Source organism: Saliphagus sp. GCM10025317, from assembly GCF_042663665.1.
Lineage (GTDB): Archaea > Halobacteriota > Halobacteria > Halobacteriales > Natrialbaceae > Natronosalvus.
In genome coordinates, this window is sequence record NZ_JBHTAQ010000005.1 from 1,680,518 (window position 1) to 1,705,565 (window position 25,048).

26 protein-coding genes, 1 tRNA gene and 1 pseudogene are annotated in these 25,048 nt (G+C 60.3%); 6 read left to right on the plus strand and 22 right to left on the minus strand.

The window, feature by feature from the left end:
- Nucleotides 1–22: 22 nt before the first annotated feature.
- Nucleotides 23–751, minus strand: coding sequence for an SCP2 sterol-binding domain-containing protein (locus ACFQS4_RS10195; protein ID WP_497901407.1), 729 nt, complete (start codon nucleotides 749–751; stop codon nucleotides 23–25).
- 242 nt (nucleotides 752–993) lie between these two features.
- Here ACFQS4_RS10195 and ACFQS4_RS10200 point away from each other — a divergent pair.
- Together ACFQS4_RS10200 and ACFQS4_RS10205 are read left to right on the plus strand one after the other, a co-directional pair.
- Nucleotides 994–1,099, plus strand: a pseudogene (locus ACFQS4_RS10200) (integrase core domain-containing protein); the annotation flags it as partial.
- Nucleotides 1,100–1,167: 68 nt separating this feature from the next.
- Nucleotides 1,168–2,334, plus strand: a complete 1,167-nt coding sequence (locus tag ACFQS4_RS10205; RefSeq protein ID WP_497901408.1) for a hypothetical protein — start codon at nucleotides 1,168–1,170, stop codon at nucleotides 2,332–2,334.
- Nucleotides 2,335–2,450: 116 nt separating this feature from the next.
- Here ACFQS4_RS10205 and ACFQS4_RS10210 read toward each other — a convergent pair whose 3' ends face one another.
- Nucleotides 2,451–3,005 carry an amidohydrolase family protein gene (locus tag ACFQS4_RS10210; protein WP_500193135.1) on the minus strand — a complete coding sequence of 185 codons (555 nt, stop codon included), beginning with the start codon at nucleotides 3,003–3,005 and terminating at the stop codon, nucleotides 2,451–2,453.
- Nucleotides 3,006–3,038: 33 nt separating this feature from the next.
- Here ACFQS4_RS10210 and ACFQS4_RS10215 point away from each other — a divergent pair, with 33 nt between their 5' ends.
- Entirely contained in the window at nucleotides 3,039–3,245 is a 207-nt protein-coding gene (locus ACFQS4_RS10215) for a hypothetical protein (protein WP_500193138.1), read from the plus strand.
- 156 nt (nucleotides 3,246–3,401) lie between these two features.
- Here the strand turns inward: ACFQS4_RS10215 and ACFQS4_RS10220 are convergent, their stop codons facing one another.
- The 4 genes from ACFQS4_RS10220 to ACFQS4_RS10235 all read right to left on the minus strand — a co-directional run bounded on the left by ACFQS4_RS10220 (nucleotide 3,402) and on the right by ACFQS4_RS10235 (nucleotide 8,371).
- Complete coding sequence (locus ACFQS4_RS10220; RefSeq protein WP_497901410.1) at nucleotides 3,402–4,490, minus strand: dipeptide epimerase; 1,089 nt, start codon at nucleotides 4,488–4,490, stop codon at nucleotides 3,402–3,404.
- Nucleotides 4,487–5,494, minus strand: coding sequence for a C40 family peptidase (locus ACFQS4_RS10225; RefSeq protein ID WP_497901411.1), 1,008 nt, complete (start codon nucleotides 5,492–5,494; stop codon nucleotides 4,487–4,489). The genes ACFQS4_RS10220 and ACFQS4_RS10225 overlap by 4 nt, the downstream gene beginning before the upstream one ends.
- Nucleotides 5,481–6,746: a diaminopimelate decarboxylase gene (gene lysA, locus ACFQS4_RS10230; protein WP_497901412.1), complete on the minus strand. Its 1,266-nt coding sequence runs from the start codon at nucleotides 6,744–6,746 to the stop codon at nucleotides 5,481–5,483. The genes ACFQS4_RS10225 and lysA overlap by 14 nt, the downstream gene beginning before the upstream one ends.
- 110 nt (nucleotides 6,747–6,856) lie before the next feature.
- Nucleotides 6,857–8,371: an amidase family protein gene (locus ACFQS4_RS10235; RefSeq protein ID WP_497901413.1), complete on the minus strand. Its 1,515-nt coding sequence runs from the start codon at nucleotides 8,369–8,371 to the stop codon at nucleotides 6,857–6,859.
- A 193-nt stretch (nucleotides 8,372–8,564) separates the two neighbouring features.
- On the opposite strand from ACFQS4_RS10235, the gene ACFQS4_RS10240 reads away from it, so the two are divergent.
- Nucleotides 8,565–9,266, plus strand: coding sequence for a helix-turn-helix domain-containing protein (locus ACFQS4_RS10240; protein ID WP_497901414.1), 702 nt, complete (start codon nucleotides 8,565–8,567; stop codon nucleotides 9,264–9,266).
- Between the two features lie 174 nt (nucleotides 9,267–9,440).
- Here ACFQS4_RS10240 and dacB read toward each other — a convergent pair whose 3' ends face one another.
- The 6 genes from dacB to ACFQS4_RS10270 are packed head-to-tail and all read right to left on the minus strand — an operon-like array spanning nucleotide 9,441 to nucleotide 16,872.
- Nucleotides 9,441–10,787 (minus strand): D-alanyl-D-alanine carboxypeptidase/D-alanyl-D-alanine endopeptidase, encoded by a 1,347-nt coding sequence (dacB, locus tag ACFQS4_RS10245; protein ID WP_497901415.1) that lies wholly within the window; start codon nucleotides 10,785–10,787, stop codon nucleotides 9,441–9,443.
- The gene (locus tag ACFQS4_RS10250) at nucleotides 10,777–12,090 is read right to left on the minus strand and encodes an ABC transporter ATP-binding protein (protein WP_497901416.1); all 1,314 of its coding nucleotides are present in this window, start codon (nucleotides 12,088–12,090) and stop codon (nucleotides 10,777–10,779) included. Before ACFQS4_RS10250 ends, dacB begins: the two co-directional genes overlap by 11 nt.
- Nucleotides 12,091–12,108: 18 nt before the next feature.
- Nucleotides 12,109–13,152, minus strand: coding sequence for an ABC transporter ATP-binding protein (locus tag ACFQS4_RS10255; protein WP_497901417.1), 1,044 nt, complete (start codon nucleotides 13,150–13,152; stop codon nucleotides 12,109–12,111).
- The gene (locus tag ACFQS4_RS10260; protein WP_497901418.1) at nucleotides 13,149–14,213 is read right to left on the minus strand and encodes an ABC transporter permease; all 1,065 of its coding nucleotides are present in this window, start codon (nucleotides 14,211–14,213) and stop codon (nucleotides 13,149–13,151) included. The genes ACFQS4_RS10255 and ACFQS4_RS10260 overlap by 4 nt, the downstream gene beginning before the upstream one ends.
- Before the next feature lie 60 nt (nucleotides 14,214–14,273).
- Complete coding sequence (locus tag ACFQS4_RS10265; RefSeq protein ID WP_497901419.1) at nucleotides 14,274–15,224, minus strand: ABC transporter permease; 951 nt, start codon at nucleotides 15,222–15,224, stop codon at nucleotides 14,274–14,276.
- Between the two features lie 34 nt (nucleotides 15,225–15,258).
- Nucleotides 15,259–16,872, minus strand: coding sequence for an ABC transporter substrate-binding protein (locus ACFQS4_RS10270; protein ID WP_497901420.1), 1,614 nt, complete (start codon nucleotides 16,870–16,872; stop codon nucleotides 15,259–15,261).
- A 274-nt stretch (nucleotides 16,873–17,146) separates the two neighbouring features.
- Between ACFQS4_RS10270 and ACFQS4_RS10275 the strand changes: the two genes are divergently transcribed.
- Nucleotides 17,147–18,226, plus strand: coding sequence for a M42 family metallopeptidase (locus tag ACFQS4_RS10275; RefSeq protein ID WP_497901421.1), 1,080 nt, complete (start codon nucleotides 17,147–17,149; stop codon nucleotides 18,224–18,226).
- Between the two features lie 202 nt (nucleotides 18,227–18,428).
- Here the strand turns inward: ACFQS4_RS10275 and ACFQS4_RS10280 are convergent, their stop codons facing one another.
- The 3 genes from ACFQS4_RS10280 to ACFQS4_RS10290 form a co-directional block, all read right to left on the minus strand.
- Nucleotides 18,429–19,505 carry a tyrosine-type recombinase/integrase gene (locus ACFQS4_RS10280; protein WP_497901422.1) on the minus strand — a complete coding sequence of 359 codons (1,077 nt, stop codon included), beginning with the start codon at nucleotides 19,503–19,505 and terminating at the stop codon, nucleotides 18,429–18,431.
- Between the two features lie 167 nt (nucleotides 19,506–19,672).
- A tRNA-Glu gene (locus tag ACFQS4_RS10285) sits at nucleotides 19,673–19,747 on the minus strand.
- An 82-nt stretch (nucleotides 19,748–19,829) separates the two neighbouring features.
- Entirely contained in the window at nucleotides 19,830–21,026 is a 1,197-nt protein-coding gene (locus tag ACFQS4_RS10290; RefSeq protein WP_497901423.1) for a DUF4897 domain-containing protein, read from the minus strand.
- A 126-nt stretch (nucleotides 21,027–21,152) separates the two neighbouring features.
- Between ACFQS4_RS10290 and ACFQS4_RS10295 the strand changes: the two genes are divergently transcribed.
- Nucleotides 21,153–21,731, plus strand: a complete 579-nt coding sequence (locus ACFQS4_RS10295; protein ID WP_497903179.1) for an MBL fold metallo-hydrolase — start codon at nucleotides 21,153–21,155, stop codon at nucleotides 21,729–21,731.
- A gap of 43 nt (nucleotides 21,732–21,774) precedes the next feature.
- Here the strand turns inward: ACFQS4_RS10295 and ACFQS4_RS10300 are convergent, their stop codons facing one another.
- The 7 genes from ACFQS4_RS10300 to rpl7ae form a co-directional block, all read right to left on the minus strand.
- Entirely contained in the window at nucleotides 21,775–22,041 is a 267-nt protein-coding gene (locus ACFQS4_RS10300; RefSeq protein ID WP_497901424.1) for a DUF5827 family protein, read from the minus strand.
- A 147-nt stretch (nucleotides 22,042–22,188) separates the two neighbouring features.
- Nucleotides 22,189–22,791, minus strand: a complete 603-nt coding sequence (gene sod, locus ACFQS4_RS10305; protein WP_497901425.1) for a superoxide dismutase [Mn] — start codon at nucleotides 22,789–22,791, stop codon at nucleotides 22,189–22,191.
- Between the two features lie 129 nt (nucleotides 22,792–22,920).
- The gene (locus ACFQS4_RS10310; protein ID WP_497901426.1) at nucleotides 22,921–23,286 is read right to left on the minus strand and encodes a winged helix-turn-helix domain-containing protein; all 366 of its coding nucleotides are present in this window, start codon (nucleotides 23,284–23,286) and stop codon (nucleotides 22,921–22,923) included.
- A gap of 217 nt (nucleotides 23,287–23,503) precedes the next feature.
- On the minus strand, nucleotides 23,504–23,968 hold the full coding sequence (ndk, locus tag ACFQS4_RS10315; protein WP_497901427.1) for a nucleoside-diphosphate kinase: 465 nt from the start codon (nucleotides 23,966–23,968) through the stop codon (nucleotides 23,504–23,506).
- Complete coding sequence (locus ACFQS4_RS10320; RefSeq protein WP_497901428.1) at nucleotides 23,965–24,435, minus strand: 50S ribosomal protein L24e; 471 nt, start codon at nucleotides 24,433–24,435, stop codon at nucleotides 23,965–23,967. The genes ndk and ACFQS4_RS10320 overlap by 4 nt, the downstream gene beginning before the upstream one ends.
- Nucleotides 24,435–24,659 carry a 30S ribosomal protein S28e gene (locus ACFQS4_RS10325; protein ID WP_253435051.1) on the minus strand — a complete coding sequence of 75 codons (225 nt, stop codon included), beginning with the start codon at nucleotides 24,657–24,659 and terminating at the stop codon, nucleotides 24,435–24,437. Before ACFQS4_RS10325 ends, ACFQS4_RS10320 begins: the two co-directional genes overlap by 1 nt.
- Nucleotides 24,660–24,670: 11 nt before the next feature.
- Entirely contained in the window at nucleotides 24,671–25,033 is a 363-nt protein-coding gene (rpl7ae, locus tag ACFQS4_RS10330) for a 50S ribosomal protein L7Ae (protein ID WP_497901429.1), read from the minus strand.
- Nucleotides 25,034–25,048 lie beyond the last annotated feature (15 nt).

The window sequence follows — 25,048 nt, forward strand, 5'->3', positions numbered from 1 at the left end:
GAGATGCGCTCCGAATGCGAGTTCAAAAGATGAACCGCGACTCGACGTCGGCGGAGATCTCCGCGAGATCGACCGCCGCCTCGGAGTACTGCAGGACCTTCTGCATGCTGCCGTCGATCTCGAACTCGCCCGCCATCAGCATGTTGATGACGTCGCCCTCGCCGCGAACCAGTTTCGCCCACGTGCCGTACTCGCCGATGAGCCGAAATCCGTACTCGCGGTCGTCGATGTCCAGAAGCGTATCCACCCCGTTGCACTTGCCGTCGTAGAGGTCGAGGTACGCGTAGATAATCCCGTCGTCGGCCATGTTCTCCTCAAGCTGGGTGATCAGATCGCTGACGATGTCCGGTAGTGCGCCCCGAAGCTCCGGCCACATTCGTTCGGGGAACTGTCCCATCGTCATTTCTTTGACCTCGGCAGTGAGACGCTCGTCGAGCGATCCGTTCCTGGACTCGACGCTCTCACGTACCTCCGCCGGTGCATCGTCGAGGATTGCCTCGAGTTGATCCTCCGAAAGCGTCGCGAACTCCGCCTCGGTCGCCTCAACGAGTTTCGACGGCAACTCCGCGACTGTGGTGGACTCGATCGGCACGTTTTCGATCTGGAAGACGAACGTTCCGTCGAAGTCGACGCCCCATCCGGCCGAGTGGTCAGCGTACGCGTCGCTGTCGTTGATGGCCGCGCGGTACTGCTCGAGCCACGGTTCGGTCGGGAAGTACTGTTCGATCGGTCGGTGTTGTTGCGTGCTCATGGTGGTTCTCGGGTCACAGCGACCCGATGTACAGCCATGCTCATTGTGAACGATTGTTGTGATTCCCCCGATTATCCGAGGGAGTTTATCAGCAGTACAGGAGAAAATCTCGAGCTTGATCCCAAAATAAATCCGACACAATCCATTAAGTGGCAGTGTCTAGTTAGGCCAGTTCGAGGAACGAGAAGGTCGTTGAGGTAGTTCGGAAAATGCTCGCAGACTTGCTTAGCGAGTCCTAGACCAGTCGGGAGAACGTCAGAGAGTGTCTTGAACATCTCGTACACTACTACAACACACAGCGACCATCAGTCACTCAGCGGACAGACGCCAGCGGAGGTGCTAAACTAGACAGTATCCTTTCTTGGTTCTACCGATGAACCATAGCTTCAAGCATGACAGGTTAGAACGAGCTACTAATGGACGAACCGACTGTCTTCGAACATGTCGTTGCCGACCTGTACGAGCGCGATTATCAGCCACTCGTCCACATTCCTGGGTCTCACCAGGAGACCTACGCAGGGGTCCTCGAGAAATGTGAACCGCACACGATCACGATCGGTGGTCGCTATCCGGACGTTATCGGGTTCACTAACGCTGATCGGGTCTTCGCAATCGAGGTCAAGGGCTCGACCAACATACTGCGAGGGATTGGCCAGGCGCTAACCTACCAGCAGGGCTCTCACATCTCGTATCTGGCCGCCGCTTCGGATGCCGTCGATCCACACACAGATATGCTGCGCTCGAAAGGTGTGGGCGTGATCAGCACCACAAATGACGGTACCACACACTGGGCAAACCCACCGGCCAGCGAAGCGCACGAACAGGTCGTCGACATCGAAGGCCAACTCTCCGTTCGCCTTCGCCGGAGCGACATTTCGGGCGACATCGCAATGTTGTCACTTGCCCAGCCACTGAACTACCTTGCTCCTGCCGTTGCAATCGCCACCAACGGACCGCTCGCAGATGACGAACTCGTCGATTTGCTTGAGGAGAAATACGGATTCAGAGCCGGTAAGTCAGCACTCTCTGGAGCCTCATCTCTTGGGTTAGTCGAACGCAAAAGCGATGATCGCTACCGATTGACTGATCAGGGCAACCTCGCTGTCGCGGTACTTCAGGGGGATCGAATCGCTGATCTGACGGATCTCGAAAGCGTGAAACACTCAGTACGTGGCTCGACTGTCGTCGATAGCCAGCGACCACTCGCAATCCTATTGCGCAACTGCTTCGAGCGCCATCCCGAGTTTCGGCTTCTCCTCGATGCGCTGCGGAAGGAAGGGCCTCGAGTTTACTTCCCAGATCTGCTTGAGCGATTGGTCCACGAGTATCCGAACGTCTTCCTCAGCACGTTCTGTACCCGGAGTGGTCGGACTCGGGCTCGGGAACTCATTGAGGCTGGGCGTACTGAGCGGATCTATACTGATGAAAGCGTGTGGAAAGACATTGTCCGGTCGAACGTGTTGTTCAACTTCGTCCAGCAGCTCAAGCACATCGGTATTCTGGCGCCAGAGACGCGGAGTCACAGTGGTGCGATGAGTGCGTACGATTCTGACGAGAAGCCGTGGATTCTAGCTGTAGAGTAAGCGGTTGATTGCATTTCAACGGCGGATATGGTGGTCAGGAGTTCTACAACAGATCACGACAGACGCTCAAAGCCATTGATTGTACCATCTGAGCCGCTCCCCGATCATCAACCCATCTAGTGGGAATCGGGTTTCGACATTGTGTTCCTCCAAGTGCGGAAGAAGTGAGTACGGTTCACCTTGTGATCCTCCCATCTAAAGGATAAATGTGAACAGCAGAATTGAATTACGTCGCAGTTAATAATTCGTGGAATGCTGTCCAGCAGATCGATCATGATGCTCCAATAGAGTTCGACGCACCGGTCGGTAACAATACTCGGAGGCCGCTCGGCTTCTAGAAGTTGATCACATGCAGGGTGTCCTTTGACGACGAACTCTCCGTTGACCATCACGTATTGAATTCCAACCGGGTAGACGTCCGGATCGACGAACGAGCCGCCCTGTGCGACGGTATCCGGATCGAAGACGGTGAGATCCGCCCAGACCCCTTCTTTCAGCACGCCGCGGTCTTCGAGATCCAGCCGCGCTGCCGGTTGCCCGGTCATCTTGTGGACCGCCGTCTCGAGCGAAATGATGCCGCGTTCGCGGACGTAGTGGCCGAGTACCCGAGGGAACGTTCCGTAACTTCGCGGGTGTGGCACGCCGTCGCCGAGGGGCCCGGTCGGTTTCATCGAGTTGCCGTCGCTTCCAATCATCGTGAGGTCGTGAGCCATGACCGCCTCGACGTCCGCATCGTCCATACAGAAGTGGATGTGTTTGGTCCGGCACCGGTCCGCTACGAGGAGGTCGATGACGATCTCCGCCTGTTCATCGGTGTCCGTCTCTCTCCGTCGAATCGGGAGACGGACAACGGTCGGTGCGGACAGCAGACGGCTGCGCCCGACGGTCCGCTCGCTCGTGGCGACCGGTGACTGACTGCGACCTCGAGTAGACGGTCCGCTGTGGTTCCAGTGACGGCGATGGCGACCGTGTACGCTCGTGCTCGAGTACCTTCCTCGAGTAAGGACAGTACGCGCGTCACGACTGAATTGTCGTCGCCACCCTTCGTTTCAAAGCGACGGGTATCGTCAGTCGCCGTCGCGGATAGGCGTGTCGGGAACGACCTCGGGATCCGGGACGACGCCGTGTCCGGGGCCGGAGAGTTCGTGCGTCGGCCCCGTCGGAACGTCGGTGATTCCCCGTTCGAACGAGTGGTTGCCGTCGAGGTCGACGTACGAAAAGTCTCCGAGGCCGGCGACCAGGTGCGCGCTGGCGTGGAGTCCGAGAGCGCTCTCGAGCATGCAGCCGATCATCACTTCGAGGTTCGCGCCGCGGGCGATTTCGGCGATGGCAGCGCCGCCGGTCAGCCCCGATTTCGCAGCCTTGATGTTGATGACGTCAGCGGCGTCTTCTGCCGCGATACGATGCGCGTCTGCGGGTGTGAAGACTGCTTCGTCGGCAGCGACTGGTATAGGGACAGTTTCGGTAACCCGTTTCAGCCCGCTGATGTCCTCTCGGTGGACGGGTTGCTCGAGGAGTTCGAGATCCAGACCTCTCGTCGCCGCTCTCTCGGCGAACTGAATCGCCTCCTTCGGCGACCACCCCTGATTCGCGTCGACCTTGATCTCCGCGTCGGGTGCGACGTCGCGGACGGCAGCGACGCGCTCGATGTCCGACTCGACGCTCCCGCCGACCTTGACCTTGATTTCGTCGAAGCCCGCCTCGAGCGCAGCCCTCGCTTCTTCGGCTGCGGTCTCCGGATCGACGATCGAGACCGTCAGATCGGTTCTGACGGGACGCGGACGGCCGCCGAAACACTCCGCGAGGGCGATACCCCGCTCCCGACAGTAGGCGTCGTATAGTGCCGTCTCGAGTGCCAGCCGCGAGGAGACGGCCTCCGGAAGCGCCGCATCGAGTTCGGCGACGAGTTTCCGACGATCCCGCAGGTCTCGTCCCTCGAGGACCGACGTTCCAGCGGTGGCGCACGCGACCGCGCTATCGGCGGTTTCGCCCGTGATCGATTCGAGCGGAGCGCCTTCTCCCCAGCCGACGGCTCCCGATTCGGTCTCGAGTTCGACGAGCACGTTCGTCGCCCGATGTTTCGATCCGAGTGAGATCTCGAAGCTATCCGTCAGCGGAAACTCGACAGCGTAGACGTCGACGCGGTCGACGATCACGGGTGGCCCTCCGAGAGCAATCGCCTCGCCCCCGTCATCGAGTCGTCGAGCGATTTGAGATACCGATCGGAGTCCGGATCGAGGCTGTTGATGGTTACCTCGTCGTCGCCGCCGTACGCATGGATGTACTCGGTCCCGCCGAGGCTGATCGCGACGTGTCCCGGGAAAAAGAGGAGGTCGCCGGGTGCGAGGTCGGCTCGATCGACGTCCACGCCCATCGTCTCCTGTTGGTCCGCATCTCGTGGAAGCGAGAGGCCGATGGTGGCGTAGGATACCCAGACCAGCCCGGAACAGTCGATTCCCTCAATCGTCAATCCGCCCCACTCGTAGGGCGTTTCGAGGAACTGCCGTGCGACGGCGACGACGTCGTCGCCCGTTCCTACCGGCGTCATTTCACCAACAGCGGAGGCCGGAAGCGTCATCCGAGCGCCAGTCCGGAACGAGACGGTAACGCGATCATCGTCTCGAGACTCGAGTCGGCAGTCAGTGCCGGCGGGAACGGTCCTCATCGAGGTATCAGACGTCTCGACCGGCGTGGCCGGGACAGCGGTGATCACCGCGTCTGCGACCCACTCGTCCTGTGCGGTCCCTCCGACGTCCGTCAGCGCAGTCGCGTCGACCCAGCCGAGGTAGTTGCCGGGCGTCCGTACCCGATGCCACCTATCACGCTCGTCGTACGCAGTCACGGCAGCCCCGTACAGTAGCTGCGTGACCTGTTCAGCATCGTCGTCCGGCGCGCCGAAGACGGGAAGCACGCGGCGATCGGTCGTTCGCGGCTCGGCGTGGTCTTCGAGTACGGAGAGATTATCGTGAATGTCGCGCGCACTCGTCCGGTCGACCGTCTCGAGGAGGCAACGACGGACCCTATCGGTCTGTACAGTTCCTGAGAGGACGACCGTTCCACGATCCCTCGTTGTGACGTCAACCTCGAAACAGGCGACGCGCTCGTCCGGGGCGTACACGGTCTTCGCTCGCTGAACGCCGAGGCGTTCACTGGAGGTCATCTGGCACCACCGATTTTGCGATGACGTCTTTCGCACGCTCTGGTCGGCGGATTACGTCTACATCCCCGTCTGACCGGACGAGCACCACCGGGGGCTTCGGTTGTGCGTTCGTATGTGAGGCGCTGCCGAGCGAGTACGCACCAATTCGGTCGATCGCGAGGTAGTCGCCGCGCTCGAGCGGCGGTAACGAAATGCCTTCTGCAATGACGTCGCCGGAGTAACAGAGCGGTCCGGCGACGTCGTACTGCTCGCTTCGCTCGCCGTCTTTGAGAGCATAGATCGGATACGGCCAGTACGACGACAACGCGTTCGTTCCGGCGTCGAGAACGGCGAAGTCCGTGTGTGGCGTCTCCTTGACGACGCCGACGGTCGACACCAGGGTACCGGCATTGCCGACGAGTCGCCGACCCGGCTCGAAAAACAGCGTGGGAAGCGACAACTCGAACTCGGCGGCGGTCTCGCGAACCGTCGTCGCGATCTCCGCGACGATCTCCTCGGTATCCGGAACCGGGTCATCGTACTGGATGGGGAAGCCGCCGCCGAGATCGAGGACGTCGATCAGGACGTCGAGCTCGTCCCGTATCTCCGCCGCGAACGCGAGCATTTCGCGGGCGGCAACGTTGTACGGTTCGATGCCACGGATTTGACTACCGATGTGGAGCTGGACGCCGGCAAGCTCGACTGCAGGGGACGATGCGGCACGTTCTGCGACCTCCATCGCCCGCCCGGAGTCGATATCGAGACCGAACTTGGTTTCCCGCGTCGCCGTCGCTACCTCGGGGTGCGTCGGCACCTCCATCGCGGGATTCCCGCGGATCAACACCTTCGGTCGCGTTTCCGTTTTCTCCGCCACGTCGAGTAACCGCTCTAGTTCAGTCGCGTTGTCGACGAGGAGGTACTCGACGCCGAGCGAAAGCGCTCGCTCGACGTCCTCGGGACGTCGATTCATTCCCGTCAGCAGTAACTCGCCGGGTTCGTAGCCGGCTTCGAGGGCTGCCGATAGTTCGCCGTAAGCATACGCCTCCGCGTGACAGCCCTCGTTCCGAAGCACTCTGAGAACCCCCGGATTGTAGTTCGATTTGACGGCAAAATGGATGACTGAGTCTGAATACTGTTCGTCGAGTGCGTTCCGCAGCGTTCGATAGTTCTCTCTGATATCGTCCTCGAAGAAGACGTATACCGGCGTCCCGTATGGAGAGAGTAGCTCGGATGCGATTTCGGTGAGCCGTTCCTTCCGGGCTCCTAATTCCATTACTCGCTATGTCACAGAGTACCGGGGAAAGTTTACACCCTCGCATGCTAGACGCTCGCGTTCGTTGGCGTTAACGGACCGCGAAATCACGAACCAGAAATTGCGTGTGGCTACGTCAGCGGTCCGAATCCGTCCGGTGACCGTCGATGGTTCGTGTTCTGTTCGTAGGCGTAGGCGAGCTCGAGTAACCGGGGTTCGGCGAATCGGCGACCCAGAAATTCCACGCCCACAGGGAGTCCGTCGTCGGTGAATCCGGCCGGAACGACGATCGAGGGGAGACCCGTGTTAGCGGCGAGTTCACACGACAGTTCCTCGAACGGCTGATGGTCCGGGATCCGTACTGGCGGGATCGTCGACGGCGGATACAACAGCGCGTCGAGGTCGTGTTCGGCCATCCGATCGAGTGTATCGGTCCTGAGTTCTCGCCGTCGCTCGAGCCGACGGAGGTACCCGGTATCCTGCTCCAGCGCCTCGGTATCGATAGCCAGCATGATTCCTTCCTCCAGTCGGGATTGAACTGGCGGCGCGATCACCTCCGCTTCGAGAATCTCCCCAATAGTTTCGTAGGGTGCGTCGTCCCCTAACCCTGCCAGGTAGCGATTGATGTCTCGTTTAAACTCGTAGCCGATGACCCGGGCGGAGGCGAGATAGTCCAAGTCGATGATTTCGACCGGGTCGACGACCGTCGCTCCGGCCGCCTCCAGGTCCTCGAGCGCGCGCTTGATCACGGAGGTCACCGCAGTCGCGGCGTCCCGAGAGGCGCTCTCTTCGTTCTGCAACCCGAACAACTCCCTTACGACGCCGATACGGGCACCCTCGAGACCACGTTCGTCGAGGTGGGAACCGTATCCCGTATCGGGGACATTGCCCACGCTCACTGCCGTGTCCGGATCGTCCGGATCATAGCCGGCCATCACGTCGAGCATCCGCGCAGCGTCGGCAACGGTTCGGGTGATGGGCCCCGCCGTGTCCTGCGTCTCGCTCAGCGGCACGATCCCGGTTTTGCTAACCAGTCCGCTGGTCGGTCGGAGTCCCACGAGGTTGTTGAACGCGGGTGGCGACCGAACGGACGAACACGTGTCAGTTCCCGTTCCGACCGTGCCGAGGTTTGCGGCGATCGCCGCCGCCGTTCCGCCGCTCGAGCCCGACGGACGCCGATCCAGCGCGTAGGCGTTTCGCGTTTCACCGCCAAGCGAACTGATCGTATCGACGCCGAAGGAAAACTCCTGTAAGTTCGCTTTGGCGAGGACGATCGCGCCCGCTTCTCGAAGCCGTTCGACGATGAACGCGTCCCGCAGCGGGACCGATTCAGCGAGGGCAACCGATCCGGCCGTCGTCGGCATGTCGTCCGTGTCGTGATTGTCCTTCAGAATGGTCGGGATGCCGTGGAGCGGGCCGACGAAACCGTCGGATTCGAATCGAGCGTCGAGCTGTCTCGCTCGTTCGGCGGCATTCGAATTGACCGTGAGAATCGCGTTCAGTTCGTCGTCGTACTGCTCTATTCGGTCGAGGTATCGTTCGACGATCGATTCGGCAGTGAGCAACTCCATCTCGATACCTTCGTGGAGTTCCTCGATCGTCGCCTCGACGACGTCAATATCCCCGTCAACGGGTGTCGAAGACATGTACTGTAAACTGGTACCGTCGCGATTACTAAATAGTCCACTGCACGTATATATCGTCTACAACCTCGTGTTCTGATGGCGTCTGCTGCCGACTACTGACGTAATCCAACCCAGTATACCAATATGTTAAACGATACGTTCGACCGTAAATTTTTATACGTAGCGTGGCAACAATAGGCACAATCTCCCTCCTATGAAAAAACGGATCGATTTGACGCTGTGGCACAAGCCGTGCTGGATGCTGTCGATAACTCGCGAGTATCCGTCGGCCACGCTCGTTATCACCGATATCTGTTCGGACGGGACCGACATTCTGGCGACGCTGGTCGTCACCGGTGAGGGCGACCTCGACCTGCAAGCAGTCGCAGAAACGGTTGCGACGTACCCGGCCGTTCGAGCGACGGACCTCCTCGAGACGGGCTCTTGCCACCTCCGCTTTCACGCGCGTTTCGATGCGACGAGTTCGGTCTACGACACGATCGTGGAATCGTCACTGACGCCCATCGGTGAAATTCGGATCACCGACGACACAGAGCACTGGACGTTGCTCGCCGACGGCGAGGCGATCAGTTCCGCTATCGCCGACCTGGAAGCGGTCGCTGACGTCGACGTTCGCCGCGTCGTCGACTACGAACCCGACGCATCAACGAATTATACCCTCATCGACGCACTCAGAGACGACCTCTCCGATCGGCAGATGACGTACCTCCTCTCGGCGGTCGAGGAAGGGTATTACGGCTGGCCACGCGACGTCGCTGCGAAGGATCTCGCCGAAAAACACGACGTCTCCGGTCCGACAGCACTTGAGCACCTTCGAAAAGGTGAAGCGATGATCCTCAAACGAGTACTCACCACTGTCAAAGAAGAGGAGCGGAACGAACTCTCGCTCCGCTAGGAGTGTGGTTACTCGCCGGACCGAGCCGTTCGGACCGTTTTGTATTGGTGAGTGTCGATGAACAAGCGATTGCAGCGGTTTTGTCGACCCCAGAGAACCCCGCTCGTATCTGAGATTGCGATCCGTTCCGCAGCTTCGAAGAGAAAATCCACACGCTTCAGAGTGAGAAGTACGTCAATCGAGGTCGGCCGCTTCGATAATCTCTCCGACCAGTTCGTCGATTCGTTCCGTGGCCGTCGCCTCGCACTCACCGGTGAGATTCGAGAGGAGACAGGAGAAGACTACCGCGGGCTTGCCGTCGTGGTCTTCGACATATCCCGAGAGCGTCCGAACGCCGGTCAACGTACCTGTTTTGGCTCTGACCGGAAGCGACACGTCCGTGAGTCGATTTTCGACCGTCCCTTCGGTGCCGGCAAGCGGGAGGGATTGACGGTACTGTTCGCCCCAGGGCTGTTCGAGACACCACTCGAGGACCGCGCTCACACTCGAGGCCGACAGCAGGTTGTACCGTGACAGGCCCGAGCCGTCGCAGAGTCGAGCGGCATCGCTACCATGATTCGTGAGAAACGCCTCCGCGTGTTCTCGCCAGGCGTCCCACGAGCCCTGCCCCTCCAGTTCCAGCGCGATCGTCCGCGCGAGCTGTTCGGCTACGAAGTTGTCCGAGGTGACGAGCATGTCACGTACGAGCGTCGAGAGCGGTGCCGACTCGACGGTCACACACGGGGCCCCGTCCGTCTCGACCGAGTCCTGTTCGATTCGTATCCAGCCATCGATATCGATCGACTTCGCCTCGAGCGCGTCTCGCAGAAGCGAGCTCGCGTGCATCATCGGATCGTCGACGGGACTGGCTTCGACAGCCGTCTCGCCCGGCGGGATCTCACCTTCGACTCGAATGACTTCGGAGGCACGTTTCTTGTACACCTCGAGTCGTTCGGTTGGTCCCGACTCGACGTCGGACTCGATTCGCACGATTTCGGACGTCGGCGACGCGTCGACCGTCACCGAATCGGTACGATGGCTGACTGTGATGTCGACCGTGTTTCGCTCGATCGCAAGCGGCGTGCTCTTGGCACCGTAAGCGAACTGTCCGTCGTCCCACGTCCAACCTGGACCGAGTGACTCTCGATCGAACGCCGAAGCGTCGACGACGATCTCACCGGCGATGGTCTCGATTCCCGCTGCAGCGACTCCGTCGGCGATCGTCATGAGGTCCGCCTGTGAGACGTCCGGTGCGCCTCGTGCGGTGAGGACGAGATCGCCGAAGAGGTGTCCGTCCCTGATCTCGCCGTCCGCATGGACCGTCGTCTCGAATCGGTAGGTGGGCCCCAATTCGGCGAACGCTCTCGCCGCCGTGACGAGTTTCGCGTTCGACGCCGGCAACTGCGGAACCGTCGGATTGATCGCGACTATCGGTTCGTTCGTACGCAGATCGGCGGCATACACGCTCGCACTTATTCGGTCCAGGTCTGGCAGCACCGATTCGACATGGGATCGCGTGTCGGTCTGCCCATCAAGACTCACGATCCTCACCTCGGTCGTCGAAGTTGATGTGGCACGCAGCGGCGCGGTCGGAATGCGTCGTGGGCTCGAGTGGCGGCGGATTCGACTGGCAGATCGATTCGTGGCCTTCGAGGACCTCCCTGGCGGATTCCCACTCACCCTCTAACGCGCGTTCACTAGCCTGCTTGGCGTCTTCGCGTGCCGTGGCCGGAACTCCGTCCGAATCGCCGAGGTACGCGTCGACGACATCGACCGCACCGTCAGCAGCGGTGTCAATCCCCCTGTTACGAACGTCGGACAGGAGATTCTCGTACGCTTCGTATCCGTCTGCGGTAAAGCCGTCCGGGAGGATGAACGATGGACAGCGAGTGTGGAATCGACAGCCTCGCGGGGGGTCCGAAGCACTCGGGACGGTTCCACCGAGCGTCGACTGAACGCCCGGCTGATCCGGGTCTGGGTTTGGGACTGAGCGCAAGAGCGATCTGGTGTACGGATGGTGCTGCTCTGTGAATAGCGCTTCCGTCGGGGACAGTTCGACGAACTCGCCGAGGTACATCACGGCGACCCGGTCTGCGATGTACCTGACGACGCTCAGGTCGTGCGAGATGAGGAGGTACGTGAGTCCGTACTCTTCTTGGAGATTGTCCATCAGATTGAGAATCTGTGCCTGGACGCTGACGTCCAGACCGCTGACCGGTTCGTCAGCGATCACGAGGTCGGGGTTGACCGCCAGTGCTCTCGCGAGGTTGATTCGCTGGCGTTGCCCGCCGGAAAACTCGTGTGGATACCGGTCGTAGTACTCTCGCTTGAGACCGACCTGGTTGAGTAACTCGAGCGAGCGCTCCTGGCGTTTCGATTTCTCCCACCCGGCGCCCTCGAGCGGATCTTCGATGATGCGTCCGACTTTCCGTCGACCGTTTAGGCTGGATTGTGGGTCCTGAAACACCATCTGCGTCCGTTTTCGGAACTCGGATTCGTCGATTTCGTCGGTCCGCTCGCCATCGAACCGAATCTTCCCCTCGGTCGGTTCCTCGAGGCCGACTATCGTCCGTGCCAGGGTGGACTTTCCACATCCGGACTCGCCGACCACACCGAGGGTCTCACCAGGTTCGACCGTGAAGTTCACTCCGTCGACGGCTTTCACGCTCGACTCGTCGAACCGAACGGGGAATCCGTTCGAGTCGCGGTCGAAACGAATCGACGCGAAGAGACCGGAGTGAACCGGAAAGTGTTTTTTCAGGTCTCGGACCTCGAGCAACGGTTCTCGGCCATCGACGCGATCGATTCGCTCGTCCGTACTCTCACGCTGTTTACTGGTGCTCATACGTACCTCCGGAGTGGTTCAGTCATCGGCAGTTTCTCCATCCATCGTCTCGGTACCCTGTTCGTGCAATGCGGGCTTCTTTCGTGTAACAGTCTCGTCGTAGAGAAGGCACGCGACCTCGTGGTGGCTGTCGTCGCCAACGTCGTAGGACGGCGGGATCGCTTTCGGACAGTCGTCGAATGCGACCGGACAGCGAGTGTGGAACCGACAGCCCGATGGTGGCGCCATTGCGCTCGGCATCGTTCCGGCGATCGGATTGATTTCGTCGAGCGTCTCGTCCGGCGTCACCACCGAGTTGAGCAAGGACTGCGTGTAGGGGTGTTTCGGGTTCCGGTACAGTTCCTCGTACGGTGCACGCTCGATCAGCTTGCCGAGGTACATCACGCCGACGCGGTCGCACACCTCTCGAACGACGCCCAGGTCGTGCGTAACGTAGACCATGCTCGTCTCGTACTTCTCCTGAATCTCGTCGAACAGCTCGAGGATACTCGCCTGAATCGTGACATCGAGTGCCGTGGTCGGCTCGTCGGCGATGATCAGCCGTGGGTCGCACGCGAGCGCCATCGCGATCATCGCTCGCTGTTGCATCCCGCCGGAATACTGGTGCGGATATTCGTCGACCCGCTGTTCGGGATCCGGAATACCGACGTCGTCGAGTAGTTCGATCGTTCGCTCCCTGGCCTCTGCTGGCGATCGGTCCGTGTTCTCGACGATGACTTCCTCGATCTGGTCTCCAACGGGAAAGACGGGGTTGAGCGCCGACATGGCATCCTGAAAGATTATCGAGATCTCGTTTCCTCGGATCTCCCGTCTGAGTTCGCGTTCGGAAAGATCGGTCAATTCACGACCGTCGAATCGGATGCTGCCGTCGACGATCCGGCCCGGATCGCGAATCAATCCCATGAGGCTCTTGACTGCGACACTTTTACCGGCCCCGCTCTCGCCGACGATTCCGAACGATTCGCCGGCGTCGACCTCGAAGGTGACACCGTCGACGGCCTGAACGATCCCGCCGGACGTGAAGAAGTACGTCCGCAGGTCCTCGACTTCGAGAAGACTCACTGGCGATCACCGCCGTCGTACACGCCCGACCCACCGTCCGTACTGGTCGGTGACCGACCGTCGCCCTCGAACTCGCCGAATCCATACTCACTGTTCGGCTCCGACGGGAACTCGTCGAGATCGAAGTCGTCGATCCCGACGTCTTCGACGGTCATCTTCGGGTCCATTACGTCTCGCAATCCATCGCCGAGCATGTTGAATCCCATGACTGTGAGGAAGATCATTAGACCGGGGAACAAGGCGACCCACCAGGCGACGAGCAGCGCCGTTCGACCGTCGGCGAGCATTCGACCCCAGTCGGCCGTTGGTGGCTGAACGCCGAATCCGAGGAATGACAGTGCGGCCGCCCCGATAATGATGGTACCCATCGAGAGCGTCGCCTGAACCACAACCGGGGCGAGCCCGTTCGGAACGATCTCTCGAAAGAGGATCGTTCGCCGTGGAAGCCCCGCGAGCTTCGCCGCTTCGACGTACTGTCGATCGCGCAAGGAGAGTACCTCCGAACGCATTACCCGTGCGTACGCCGGGATACCGACGATACCGTACGCGATGAAGAGGTTGTAGATGCTCGGCCCGAAAATCGCCATGAAGATCATCGCGAGGACGAGGCCGGGAATCGCGTACAGGACCTCGACTGATCGCATCAGGCCGTCGTCGACGTAGCCACCGAAGTACGCGGAGACCGAGCCGATAACGACTCCGCCGACGAAGCTGATTCCGACGGAAACGATACCTATCGTAAGCGCCGTTCTACTTCCGTAGATGAGACGCGACAAGACGTCGCGTCCGTACTGATCTGTTCCGAGCGGGTGCGCTGACGAGGGTTCCGCGTACCGCATGCTCTGATCCATCGCGTACGGGTCCGCGTGGATCCACGTGATGATAGCCCGGTCGAACAGGAAGCCATCGATGGCGGAGAATACCGCCATCAGGACGAGCACCCCGATGATGCTGAGTCCGACGATCGACGTCGGACTGTGCCTGAGTTTCAGGATCGTCGTGGCGTAACCGCTTTTCGTGTCGAGCTCTGCTCTCTCCTCACGCGTTCTCTCGTGACTCATCCGTCCTCACCCCGTAACGGAGTCGAGTGGTGACCGCTCGAAATCGTAATCGGTGTTGTGTCAATCATATTTGATCCGTGGATCGATGTACGCGTACGCGATGTCGGTAATCACGACGCCGATCAGGAATATCGTCGAGAAGAACAGCGTCACACCGACGGCGACGGAGTAATCGTGATCGATGAGCGAGTCGAAGAATAGCCGTCCGAGACCGGGAATGGCAAAGATTTCTTCGACGATGACGCTTCCGCCGAGCAACGTCGACAGTTGGAGACCGACGATCGTGATGAGCGGCAACAGCGCGTTTCGAAACGAGTGACGGACCAAGATCTTTCGCTCCCGAATTCCGTAGGCACGAGCCGTTTCGACGTAGTCCGTGCGGAGTTCCTCGATCATGCTCGAGCGAGTCATTCGCATGAGCAACGCGGTCTGCGCCGTCGCGAGCGTCATGACGGGCATGATAAGTAACGTCGCAGACTCGACCGGGTCGATGAACGGCGAGGTGTATCCGGATGCGGGAAGAAGTCCGAGGTGGTACGTCAACACGTATATAAGCATCAACGCCAGCCAGAAGTTTGGCGTCGAAATCCCGGCTAATCCGGCGAATCTCGACACGTGGTCGCCGGCTTCGTTGTGGCGGGCGGCGCCGTATATCCCGAGTCCGATGGCGACCGGTAGCGCCACGATGTACGACAGTCCCATGACGACGAGCGTCGGCTCCATGCGCTCCCAGATGAGATCGGATACCGGCCGGTTGTAGACGAACGATTGACCGAGATCACCCTGTGCGAGTCGCCAGATGTGCTCGAAGTACTGTTCGTAGAGCGGTCTGTCGAAGCCGTGGCTCTCGATCAGTTCGTCGGCCAACTCCTGTCCCGGCTCGGTTCCGAGGTACAGGCGAACGGGATCGCCCGGCAACGCGTGAATCATGACGAATGTCAGCGTTACAATTCCGAACAGGACGGGAACGAGTTGGACGAGCCGCCGGAGGGTATATCGAGATAATCCCATTATTACCTGGTTGGCATCCTCGTCTCGGCTCGGTTCAGTTGTCGACCGTGGCTTGCTGCCACTCGTTGAACGCTTCTTGTTCTCCGAACGGCGTCGGTTCGTACCCCTCGACGGACGAGTGCACGCCGGTCGCGCTCTCGGCGGAGTACACGCCGATAATGGGGTACAGTGGCATCAGGAGATCGACGGCCTCGACGTAGTAGTCGTAGCGTTCGTCCCTGTCAGTGGTCTCTCGAGCGGCACGGACGATTTCGTCCAGGCGTTCGAGATCCTCGAGGTGCTCGTCTTCTCCGCGTTTTCTCGCGCCCTCGTAGAGGTAGCCGATCGACGAGTGGCCGACGACGTCGTCGCTCATCCCGCCGTCGTCGTTCACGAGATCACGAAACATGTAGTAGTAGTACCCGTCAGGATCGTCGTCGCCACCCCAGCCGTACGTGGTGATATCGAAGTCGCCGGTATCGAGAGATTCGAGCCACTCGCCGTCGGAAACCTCGCTGACCGTCGCGCTAATACCGGCCTCTTCGAACTCGTTCTGGAGGACCGTCGCCCGTCCGGTCGTTGCCTCACCGGACATTGCGGTGATTTCGACGTCGAAATCGGTCCCGATCCCCGCTTCCTCGAACAATTCGAGGGCACGATCGTAATCCTGTTCGGGATAGTACTTCTCTTCCCACTCGTCGGCCGGGAAGTCCCACGCGTCGATGACGCCCTGGGGCATGTGCCCCCAGTTTCGACTACCGAGATCGCCCACGGCTCCCGTCATCAGGTCGTCGTAATCGATGAGATAGTGGAGCCCTTCGCGTGCCCTGACGTCCTCGAACGGTCCCTCGAGACAGTTGACGGTGAACCCCTGAAAGTCGAAGTTGTCGAGCTGATAGACGTCGATATCCTCGTCATTTTGCGCTTCGTCGAGCAATGTTTCCGTCACGCCGGACCGGTGGATACTGCCGTCCGCCAGTTCGACGTAGCCGACTTCCGTCTCCGGGATGATTCGGTACTCGAGCCCGTCGAGTTCGGGTTCGCCGAGGAAGTACTCGTCGTGGCTCACGAGTTCGACGCTGGCAGACGGTTCGTGATTCTCGAGTTTGAACGGACCGCTCCCGACCGGATTCTGTGCGAACTCCTCCTGGCCCATCTCTTCGGCGGCTTCTTTCGACACGATCGCCGCGTTCATTTCCGTAAGGGTTCGCTCCAGGAGTCCCGACGGATACTCGAGGTGGAGTGTTGCCTCGAACTCACCGGTCGCTTCGACTTCGTCGATGAACTCGACGTTCGAGAGGTTTGGCGAGTCGTTGTCCGGGTTTCGGACCCAATTGAGCGAGTACGCGACGTCTTCGGCGGTCAGCTGCGTGTCGTTGTGGAAGTAAACGTCGTCGCGGATGTTGGCGACGAACGTCGTTTCGTCGACCTCCTCGAGTTCGCCGTCTGCAAGGTGTGGGACCGTACCGTTTCCGTCCGGCTTCATCATGAGGAGCGAATCGAACATGTAGTGGGCAGCGGAACTGTACCACGCCATCTGATTCATCCGCGGATCGAAGGTCTCTACTTCGTCGGACGTGGCGATTCGGAAGGTCCCCCCGTCTCCGCTGTCGTCTGGATTCGCTCCGAGACATCCCGCGAAAAGCCCGGCGGTCCCGGCGGCCGCCATCGATTTAACGAACCTACGCCGATTCAGGTCTGAAGTAACGCGTTTCTTGTTCATTGCGAACAGTCCTCAGTGTGTTACCTTCTCTCTTCATTACAGGAAAATAGACACACCCTATCATGCTAGACCACTACTCGACCGGTTCGATCTCAGCCGTATTTCCACGTAGCATCCTCGAATTTGCTAATCGTCGACGAAACAACAAGCGTTCTCGCTGCTCGTTCGAGCGGCGTGCCGATGCCCCAAGAGCTACCACGGCTGACCTAACACGCTATCCATGGATATCGATCGAGCCGAACTAGACCGTCTCGTCGCTGCTCGTGGCGGGCCTGGACGAGAATATCACGTCGCTCGAACGTTCGAGGAACTGATCGAACCGTACGTCGACGAGGTTTCGTGGGACGCGATGGGGAACGTGGTCGCGACGAGTTACGGCGACGGAGACGACGAAGAGGTCATGCTCGCCGCTCACACCGACGAACTCGCGTTCCTGATCGACGCGATTTCCGACGATGGGTTCTGTTCGTTCTCGATGCTCGGCGGTCACTATCGAGGGTATTTGCTCGGTCAACAAGTGCGCGTCGGACCAGACGAAGTCCCGGGCGTCATCGGGGCCAAGCCGCGACACTTCATGGACGCCGAGGAGAAAAACGCTCTTCCAGAGACCCTTCACATCGATCTCGGCGCACGGAGTCGAGCGGAAGTCGCTGAATTGAACGTCGAACCCGGCGATCAGGCGACCTGGGACCGCGAACTGACGACTCTCGCCAACGGGCGAGTCACGGGTCGAGCGCTCGACGACCGAATCGCCCTCGCAATTTTAGTCGCTGTCGCGCGAACCGCCGAACCCGATAGAACGGTCCATTACGTCGCGACCGTCCAGGAGGAAGTCGGCCTGCGGGGCGCCCGTGCCGCGGTTCACGACGTCGATCCCGACGTCGCCGTCGCCCTCGAGATCTTTCCGACTGACGACTACCCGATCGACGGCGACCGATCGGTCGACGTCGAACTCGGAGCGGGTCCCGTCGTCGAATTTGGCGACGGGACCTCGGAGTACCTCTTCGGCGGCGTCCTCGTCGATAGACAGAGCCTCGAGTGGCTGAAACGGGCCGGCGAAACCGCCGATGTGTCTCTCCAACACGACCTCATGATCGGTGGAACTACCGACGCAACCGAGTTTCAAAGCGCCGGTCGCGGACGTCACGCCGGGGCAATTGCCGTTCCCTGTCGGTACACCCACTCACCAGTCGAACTGATCGACCTCGCTGACGCCGAGAAAACGGCCGCCATGCTCGTAGCCGCACTCGAGTCCCCGTTTCCGGAGCGAACTGACGTCCGTGGTCGACTGAACCGTTAACTCGTCCACCCTGGAAGACGATAGCGAATAGCGAGACGTCGGAGCGGAAAGAGCATTCTAGCTTCGGCAACGAATCTTCCGCAAACCCTGGGTTAGACGTTCATATTGATTGAGAATTCGAATATTATACGATCATGATACGCCTATGCAAAAGCGAATAGTGACAGTGCGGGAGTTATCCTATTCGATCTAATGCGTTCTGTCAATCTTCGACTGGAGCCTGATCGTACTTCATCGTCGTCTCCGGGCTCTTGTGTCGGAGCTGTGTCTGTGCGGCTGCCAGATCCTCTTCACGCGTCATATACGTCCCCGTCGAGTGGCGGATGGTGTACCAGCTCATCTTCCGGTTTTCGTAGTCAATGCCAGCGATCTCACACAGTTGGTGGAGGATGCGTCGAAGCGACGCGGATCCGTACGGGTTCCCCTCGCGTGTCAACCACAGCTCATCGCGTCCGTTGTACAGATCGTATGTTGCTCGTTGGTCGAGCCATCGCTCGAGCATACTGACAGAGCGCTTGCTGAGGCTGACGCGCCAGTTGTCTTCGTTCTTGGAGCTATCCTCGATCGGAATGCGCAAAATCCCGTTTTCCAGATCGACCCATCCGGCCACGGACCGCTCGACTTCAATGGGCCGTAACGCGGCGTCGAGGCTGACGCTGACAAGGCTGGGGATCTTCCAGCTATTCGCACGCTTCCAGTCGCGTTTCGTGATCTCCTCAACGGGTTTCTCGAACCGCTGGGCGAGATAGGCGTTAGTCTCGCTGCGTTCCCGTGGGCTGACGTTGTTGTAGGACGGGATGCTCCCGTACTCCAACGCCGCTTCGCGGATGAGTTTTCGCTCCTGTAGCGTGAGATAATCGCGCGGCGTTGTCGTCCCGTCGTTCGAACTGAACGTGATCGTGGGCTCCCATTCCTCGCCACCGCGCTCGTAGGCACGCCACTTGAACAGCATCCGCACGGCCTTCTGACACAGGTCGCGGTGGGTGTCGCTACACTCGGCGTAGGCCAGTTCCTGCATCCATGCATCCGCGTGGTCGTGCGTGACTGCCGTCGTGTACTGGCCATCGCAGTCCCAGACGAATCGGCAGAACTGGTCCATCCGGTAGATCCGGTTTTTGACCGTACTCTCTGCGTAGCCGTTCGCTTTCTCCGGCTCGATGCCGAACGTGAGCAGCCACTTGACCATCTCCTCTCGCTCGGTTCGGTAATCGATCAGTTGCCGTTCGCCGAGTCGGTCTTCGGTCGGGCCCGGAACGAGCGTGAACTCGCTTAGATCCATCGCTCTCCCTCCCGAACGAATCCTGCGAATCGGATTGCAGGGCAAATAGTCGGAATCGCTATACGGCGTCGGGGTAACCCGACCATCTCAATCGCATTGCCTTCGAGTTTCATGCTTACGTGAGGTTAGCACGGACTCGAAATCGGGAGACGGCGTCGGGAAAAGGATGCTCCGTCAGGGATTCGAACCCTGGTCATTGCCGTGAGAGGGCAATATGATTGGCCGGACTACACCAACGGAGCGGGTTTGCAATCTATGCTTGCCGAGAAGACTGTTTAAGGGTTGCGTTTCATCGGTACTGTGACCAGCCGTCGCATGCGCGGATCACTCCTCGAACGGCGATCTGGCCGCCTCCGGTTCGAATCCCTCGAGGCTGATGATGTTCTCCCGACCGACGCGAAGTTTGCTGATGGTACCGTCGGATTCCATCTCCGAGAGCAACATGCTCACCTTCGACTTCGACCAGCCGGTTTCGTCGACGATGTTGACCTGTTTCATTCGGCCACCTCGCTCTCGAATGAGTGAGATAACCCGATCCTCATCGCTGAGGAGTTCGTCGTCCGGTATCGGCTGGGCGGACGATTGGTCGGGTTCTCGAGTCGGCTCGGGGCGTGTATCCGGATCCGATTGGTCTGTCCTCGACAGGAGGCCGTACCGGGAGATACCGGCAGCGAGGAGACCGAACAAGATCGCACCGCCAGCGAGTGCCAGTGCGATGGTGGATATCGGGAGCGCCGACTCGTTTTCTGTGTCCCCGTCTGGTTCGACCGATCCACCCGCCGATTCGGTCTCGAAAATGACGCGTGGCTGACCGGCCAGGAACTGTTTTCGGCCGGTCCAGGTGACCGAATCACTGGCTTCGAGGGACGATGCACTGAGCTCGCCGGCCGGTTGGACGTCGGCGAACCGCAGGTCGTCACCTGTTTCGATGACGAGTGTCTGGTCGGAGGAGATGACGAAGTTCCCTTCGAACACGTCGCCAGCGACGACTTCGCCGTCGTTTACCTGCGCGAATCCGTTCCACGTGAACGACATCTCGACGACGCCTCTCGTATTGAACCGCTGTTCGATTCTGGCTGTTCGGTTGAAGTCGGTCGCCTTCATTTCGCGATCGGTCTCCTCTCGACCGATGGTGAGGAGGGCGTTTGCCTGGTCCTTGAAGTCCGTGTATCGTTCCGTCTCTTCGGACTCGAACTCTTCGGCGAACGTCTCGAATTCCGCCTCAGCCTCGTCGTCCTCGAGAATGCGTTCGTATCGGAACGTCCAGATGGCCGATCCGTCGTCGTTGACTGTGACGATGAACGTCGTCGTTTCGAAGCCCTGCTCCTGGAACGAGGCGGCGGTGTTCGCGAATCGATCCTCGCCAGCGCCGAACGCTGGCTGTCCGGTGTCCATACCCGGTTGCCGCTCTCGTTCGACCGCGGTGGTCGAATCGTCGGCGGCCACCAGCGTTCCGCCACCGATTGTGGCGACGAGGAGAGCGATCACGAGGATCCCTGTTCGAAGAGCCGACCCGTTCATTCGTCTCTCTTGTACGTGCTCTCAGTAAAAGACCTTGTGAATGTCGATTCCACTACGGTACGCACCCCAACCGCCTGAAATCACGTGTCGATACGCACAAAGTGGCCCGAGACGTACTTGCTGGCGATGATCGCAAATCTCGCTGCAGGCAAGCAGGTGTTCACGAGCAACGCCTTCCTGGTCACTGGCGATCGGACCGTCCTCGTGGATACGGGAGCGAACTTCGACGTCGTCGAGGCGATCCGCGAACACGTCGACGCGCTCGATGCCGTGGTGCTCACTCACACCCACCCCGATCACGTCGGTAATCTCGAGGCCGTCGCGACGGCCTTTGACGTCGACGTCTGGGGGTTCGACGTGTCGGCCGACGGCGTCGACCACGAACTCGCGGACGAGGCGACGGTCGTCCTCGGCGACGACGAGTACGTCGCGTTGCACACGCCTGGCCACAAGGACGATCACCTCTGTCTGTACGCACGCGAGACAGGCGTGCTGTTCGCTGGCGACCTTGTCTTCCAGAACGGCGCGTTCGGGCGAACCGACCTCCCGGAGGGTGATCGATCGACGCTCATCGACAGCATCGGTCGGCTACTCGAACGAATCGACCCCGGACTCGAGGCGCTTCACGTCGGTCACGGGCCGAGCGTCACCGACGGGCCGTACGAACACGTCGAACTGGCGAGTCGGATGGCCAGGCAGGCCTGACAGCGCTCGCTGGCCTCACTGGTCTCGCTGGTCTCCTCGATGTTCAGGATTTGAGGCCGTAGTAGCCCGGTTCGTCGTCGGTTCGCGGTTCGCCCACCACCAGGTCCTCTGCGTTGGTCATGATCCACGGAATCGCCCAGTCGAGGAGGATGTCCTCCGTCTCGCGGTCGATTTCCGCGTTCGGATCCAGCCCCTGCAAGAGCCGGGCAATTTCGTAGACGCTGTACATCTGGTCGTCCTCGAGGAGTTCCTCGGGCGTGTAGAAGTCACACGGCGGCAAGGTGTCGAATTCGTCCTTTGGAACGGGCATACCTCGACTAACGGGCCTCGCGGCTAAACGGTGTGGGTTTCGACGTTCGTCGCTCGAGGCGAGTCGCTCTAAGCGCGTCCCTTCACGCGCGTCGCTACTCGCTCGCTGTCGGTGCCAAAAAAGTGCGATGATGTACGGAGTCGTCGCTTACTCGAAGTGGTCGAGACACGTCTGGTACTCCTCGGCGACGGAGTCCCAGTTGACGACGTCGAAGAAGCTGTCGATGAAGCTTCCACGGTCCGGGCCGTAGTCGTAGTAGTACGAGTGTTCCCAGACGTCCAGCGCGAGGATGGGGTGAGCGCCCCAGAGCGCGTGGAGGTCATGCCGATCGACTTTGAGGTTGCGGAGCTGCTTCGCGACTGGGTCGTAGACCAGAAGCGCCCAGCCGCCGGCGGCGCCCGCAGCGGCCTTGAACTCGCCCTCCCAGGCCTCGTAGGAGCCGAAGTCCTCCTCGATGCGGTCGGCGAGGTCACCCTCGGGTTCGCCGCCGCCGTTCGGGGACATGTTCTCCCAGAACAGCGTGTGGAGGTAGTGTCCACAGCCGTTGTGCGTGACGTTCTCCAGCGCTGCCGGCGTCGAATCGAAGTCGCCGTCCTCGCGGTTCTGTGCCAGTTCCTCCTCGGCCGAGTTCAGGCCGTTGACGTACCCCTGATGGTGGGTGTCGTGGTGCCAGGTTACGACCTGTTCGGAGATGGATGGCTCGAGTGCGTCGTAGTCGTACGGCAGTGGTGGCAGTTCGTGGTCAGTCATTGGTGAACACCGGTTGGGCAATCGACCGCTGACCTGTTAAACATTGAGGAGGGAAACGCTATCACACCCCACAATCTATCGGCTTCGCTGACCGTCACCATCTCCGACGTATCGCCGTCGAGAGCGGAACTATTGAATCGACTCCTTGTGGTAGGCGTGCTCGAGCCACTCCTCGAGTGACGGCTGGGACCAGTACCTGACCGTCTGGCTCCGCGGGTCGTGGTCGATCACGCCAGCATCCTCGAGTTTTGGAAGGTGAACGTGTCTGAGTCCCGCGGTAATCTCGGACCGTCCGTCCGCCGAACAGTCGCTCCGGCCGTCGTTGGTATGTACGTAGTCGGCGATCTCGTCGACCGACGCGACGCCGTCCGATTGCTCGGACAGGTAATAGAGCGCCTGGCGACGACGACGGCTCGCGAGCAGTTCAAAAACCAGGTCCAGTGAGGGCGTCGTATAACATGCTCGAGCCGTGGATCCCTTCTCCCTGTTACTCATTTACAAACCACCTACCGTAACTTAACATTCGAAACCACCACCCACTTATACTGGTGGGTGCACATTAGATGTTACGTCTATCCGAATACGTACCTGTATTTCTTCTTACATTCGGTCGAGATAGCAAAAATTCGCTGGTCGTCGCGCGGGTCGTTCCGTTCGACGCTGGTCTACTCTCGGGCCAGATACCGGAGAGGGGTCCGATACCCGCCTCGAGTTATTCGTAGAGCCAGGACGCGTCGTGCTGGTCGTAGTCGATCAGTTCGTCCTCGTCGAAGTGGATCGCGATTTCGCGCTCGTTCGCGCCTTCGTCCTCGTGATCTGCCGCGTGAACGACGTTCCGACCGAGGTCCAGTGCGTAGTCGCCGCGGATGGTTCCGGGGGCAGCTTCGAGCGGATCGGTCGCGCCGATCATCTGTCGGACCTGACGCGTGGCGTCCTGGCCTTCCCAGACCATCGGGACGACGGGTCCCCCGGTGATGAACTCGATCAGACCGTCGAAGAACGGCTTGTCCTCGTGCTCGGCGTAGTGCTCTCTGGCCCGCTCTTCGGGCATGTTGATCACTTTGATGCCGACGAGTTTGAGGCCGCGGTCCTCGAGTCGAGAGACGACTTCGCCCACGAGTCCGCGGGCGAAGGCGTCGGGTTTGACCATGACGAAGGTGCGTTCGTGATCACTCACGCTTCTTCACCTTCTTCGGCTTCGGCTTCCCCCTCGGCCTCGGCCTCGGATTCGGATTCCTCTTCGGCCTCCTCGTCCGTTTCGGAGTCGTCCTCGGCTTCCGCCTCACCTTCGACGGTCTCCTCCTCCTCGGCTTCCGCTTCGTCGTCGGCGGGTTCGGTGTCCTCGTCAGCTCCGCCTTCGTCTTCGTCTTCGTCCTCCTCGACGAAATCCTCGTCTTCTTCGGCTTCAGCCTCCTGGTCCGGCTCCGTAGACTCGTCCACCGACGTGTCGACCTGAGTTGGACCCTTGCCGCGACGGCCTTCCTCGGTCCACTCGAGGTCGCGCGGTTCGCGACCGAGCTTGTAGTTTTTCTCCGCCTTCGAGTCGACGAAGTGGAGCACGGTACCGTCGGTGCGAACGTACATGATGCCCGTGCCGGGCTCGATCTCTTCGCCCGTGTAGTCGCAGGTTCGCTTCTCGACCATTATTGTCCTCCGATGGAGTCGGCCTCGCGGGCGGTCTCACGTAGCTGGAGGATGTCCCCCTCGCGGACCGGTCCGAGGCAGTTTCGGGTGATGATGCGTCCCTGGTTCTCGCCCTCCTTGATCCGGCACTTTACCTGCATGGCTTCGCCGTGCATGCCGGTCTTGCCGACGATCTCGATGACCTCGGCGGGCGTTGACCCGTTTTCTGCTTCTTCAGCACTCATCTGTGGTCACCTCAGTCGAGGTCCTCGACCTTTCCGGCGATGTCTTCGACGTCGCTCGACGCCTCGCCGGCGTCGACGATCGCCGCGGCCGCCGAGCCGACCTCGAGGCCGGCGGCGTGACCGACGTCGTCCTGGGTCTCGACGAAGACGACCGGGATGCCCTTCTCGTCGGCAAGTTCGGGGAGGTGCATCACGATCTCCTCTGGCGAGACGTCCTCGGCGACGTAGACGAGCTCGGCGTTGCCGCGCTCGATGGCCTTGGTCGTTTCGTTGGTTCCTTTCTTTACACTGCCTGTGTCTCGAGCGACCTCGAGCGCCTCGAGGGCGTCGTCGGCGAGGTCGGCTGGGATTTCTGTGGTTACGTAGACTGCCATTGGTTGTTCACCTCT

What these genes read in the sequence shown, in the direction of transcription:
- ACFQS4_RS10195 (WP_497901407.1), bottom strand. Translation starts at nt 751, where the DNA reads ATGAGCACGCAACAACACCGACCGATCGAACAGTACTTCCCGACCGAA.
- ACFQS4_RS10270 (WP_497901420.1), bottom strand. Translation starts at nt 16,872, where the DNA reads ATGGCGGCCGCCGGGACCGCCGGGCTTTTCGCGGGATGTCTCGGAGCG.
- ACFQS4_RS10290 (WP_497901423.1), bottom strand. Translation starts at nt 21,026, where the DNA reads ATGAACGGGTCGGCTCTTCGAACAGGGATCCTCGTGATCGCTCTCCTC.
- ACFQS4_RS10240 (WP_497901414.1), top strand. Translation starts at nt 8,565, where the DNA reads ATGAAAAAACGGATCGATTTGACGCTGTGGCACAAGCCGTGCTGGATG.
- ACFQS4_RS10225 (WP_497901411.1), bottom strand. Translation starts at nt 5,494, where the DNA reads ATGACCTCCAGTGAACGCCTCGGCGTTCAGCGAGCGAAGACCGTGTAC.
- ACFQS4_RS10235 (WP_497901413.1), bottom strand. Translation starts at nt 8,371, where the DNA reads ATGTCTTCGACACCCGTTGACGGGGATATTGACGTCGTCGAGGCGACG.
- lysA (WP_497901412.1), bottom strand. Translation starts at nt 6,746, where the DNA reads ATGGAATTAGGAGCCCGGAAGGAACGGCTCACCGAAATCGCATCCGAG.
- ACFQS4_RS10265 (WP_497901419.1), bottom strand. Translation starts at nt 15,224, where the DNA reads ATGGGATTATCTCGATATACCCTCCGGCGGCTCGTCCAACTCGTTCCC.
- ACFQS4_RS10320 (WP_497901428.1), bottom strand. Translation starts at nt 24,435, where the DNA reads ATGGTCGAGAAGCGAACCTGCGACTACACGGGCGAAGAGATCGAGCCC.
- ACFQS4_RS10295 (WP_497903179.1), top strand. Translation starts at nt 21,153, where the DNA reads ATGATCGCAAATCTCGCTGCAGGCAAGCAGGTGTTCACGAGCAACGCC.
- ACFQS4_RS10280 (WP_497901422.1), bottom strand. Translation starts at nt 19,505, where the DNA reads ATGGATCTAAGCGAGTTCACGCTCGTTCCGGGCCCGACCGAAGACCGA.
- ACFQS4_RS10260 (WP_497901418.1), bottom strand. Translation starts at nt 14,213, where the DNA reads ATGAGTCACGAGAGAACGCGTGAGGAGAGAGCAGAGCTCGACACGAAA.
- ACFQS4_RS10300 (WP_497901424.1), bottom strand. Translation starts at nt 22,041, where the DNA reads ATGCCCGTTCCAAAGGACGAATTCGACACCTTGCCGCCGTGTGACTTC.
- ACFQS4_RS10250 (WP_497901416.1), bottom strand. Translation starts at nt 12,090, where the DNA reads ATGAGCACCAGTAAACAGCGTGAGAGTACGGACGAGCGAATCGATCGC.
- ACFQS4_RS10205 (WP_497901408.1), top strand. Translation starts at nt 1,168, where the DNA reads ATGGACGAACCGACTGTCTTCGAACATGTCGTTGCCGACCTGTACGAG.
- sod (WP_497901425.1), bottom strand. Translation starts at nt 22,791, where the DNA reads ATGACTGACCACGAACTGCCACCACTGCCGTACGACTACGACGCACTC.
- rpl7ae (WP_497901429.1), bottom strand. Translation starts at nt 25,033, where the DNA reads ATGGCAGTCTACGTAACCACAGAAATCCCAGCCGACCTCGCCGACGAC.
- ACFQS4_RS10275 (WP_497901421.1), top strand. Translation starts at nt 17,147, where the DNA reads ATGGATATCGATCGAGCCGAACTAGACCGTCTCGTCGCTGCTCGTGGC.
- ACFQS4_RS10325 (WP_253435051.1), bottom strand. Translation starts at nt 24,659, where the DNA reads ATGAGTGCTGAAGAAGCAGAAAACGGGTCAACGCCCGCCGAGGTCATC.
- ACFQS4_RS10210 (WP_500193135.1), bottom strand. Translation starts at nt 3,005, where the DNA reads ATGAAACCGACCGGGCCCCTCGGCGACGGCGTGCCACACCCGCGAAGT.
- ACFQS4_RS10310 (WP_497901426.1), bottom strand. Translation starts at nt 23,286, where the DNA reads ATGAGTAACAGGGAGAAGGGATCCACGGCTCGAGCATGTTATACGACG.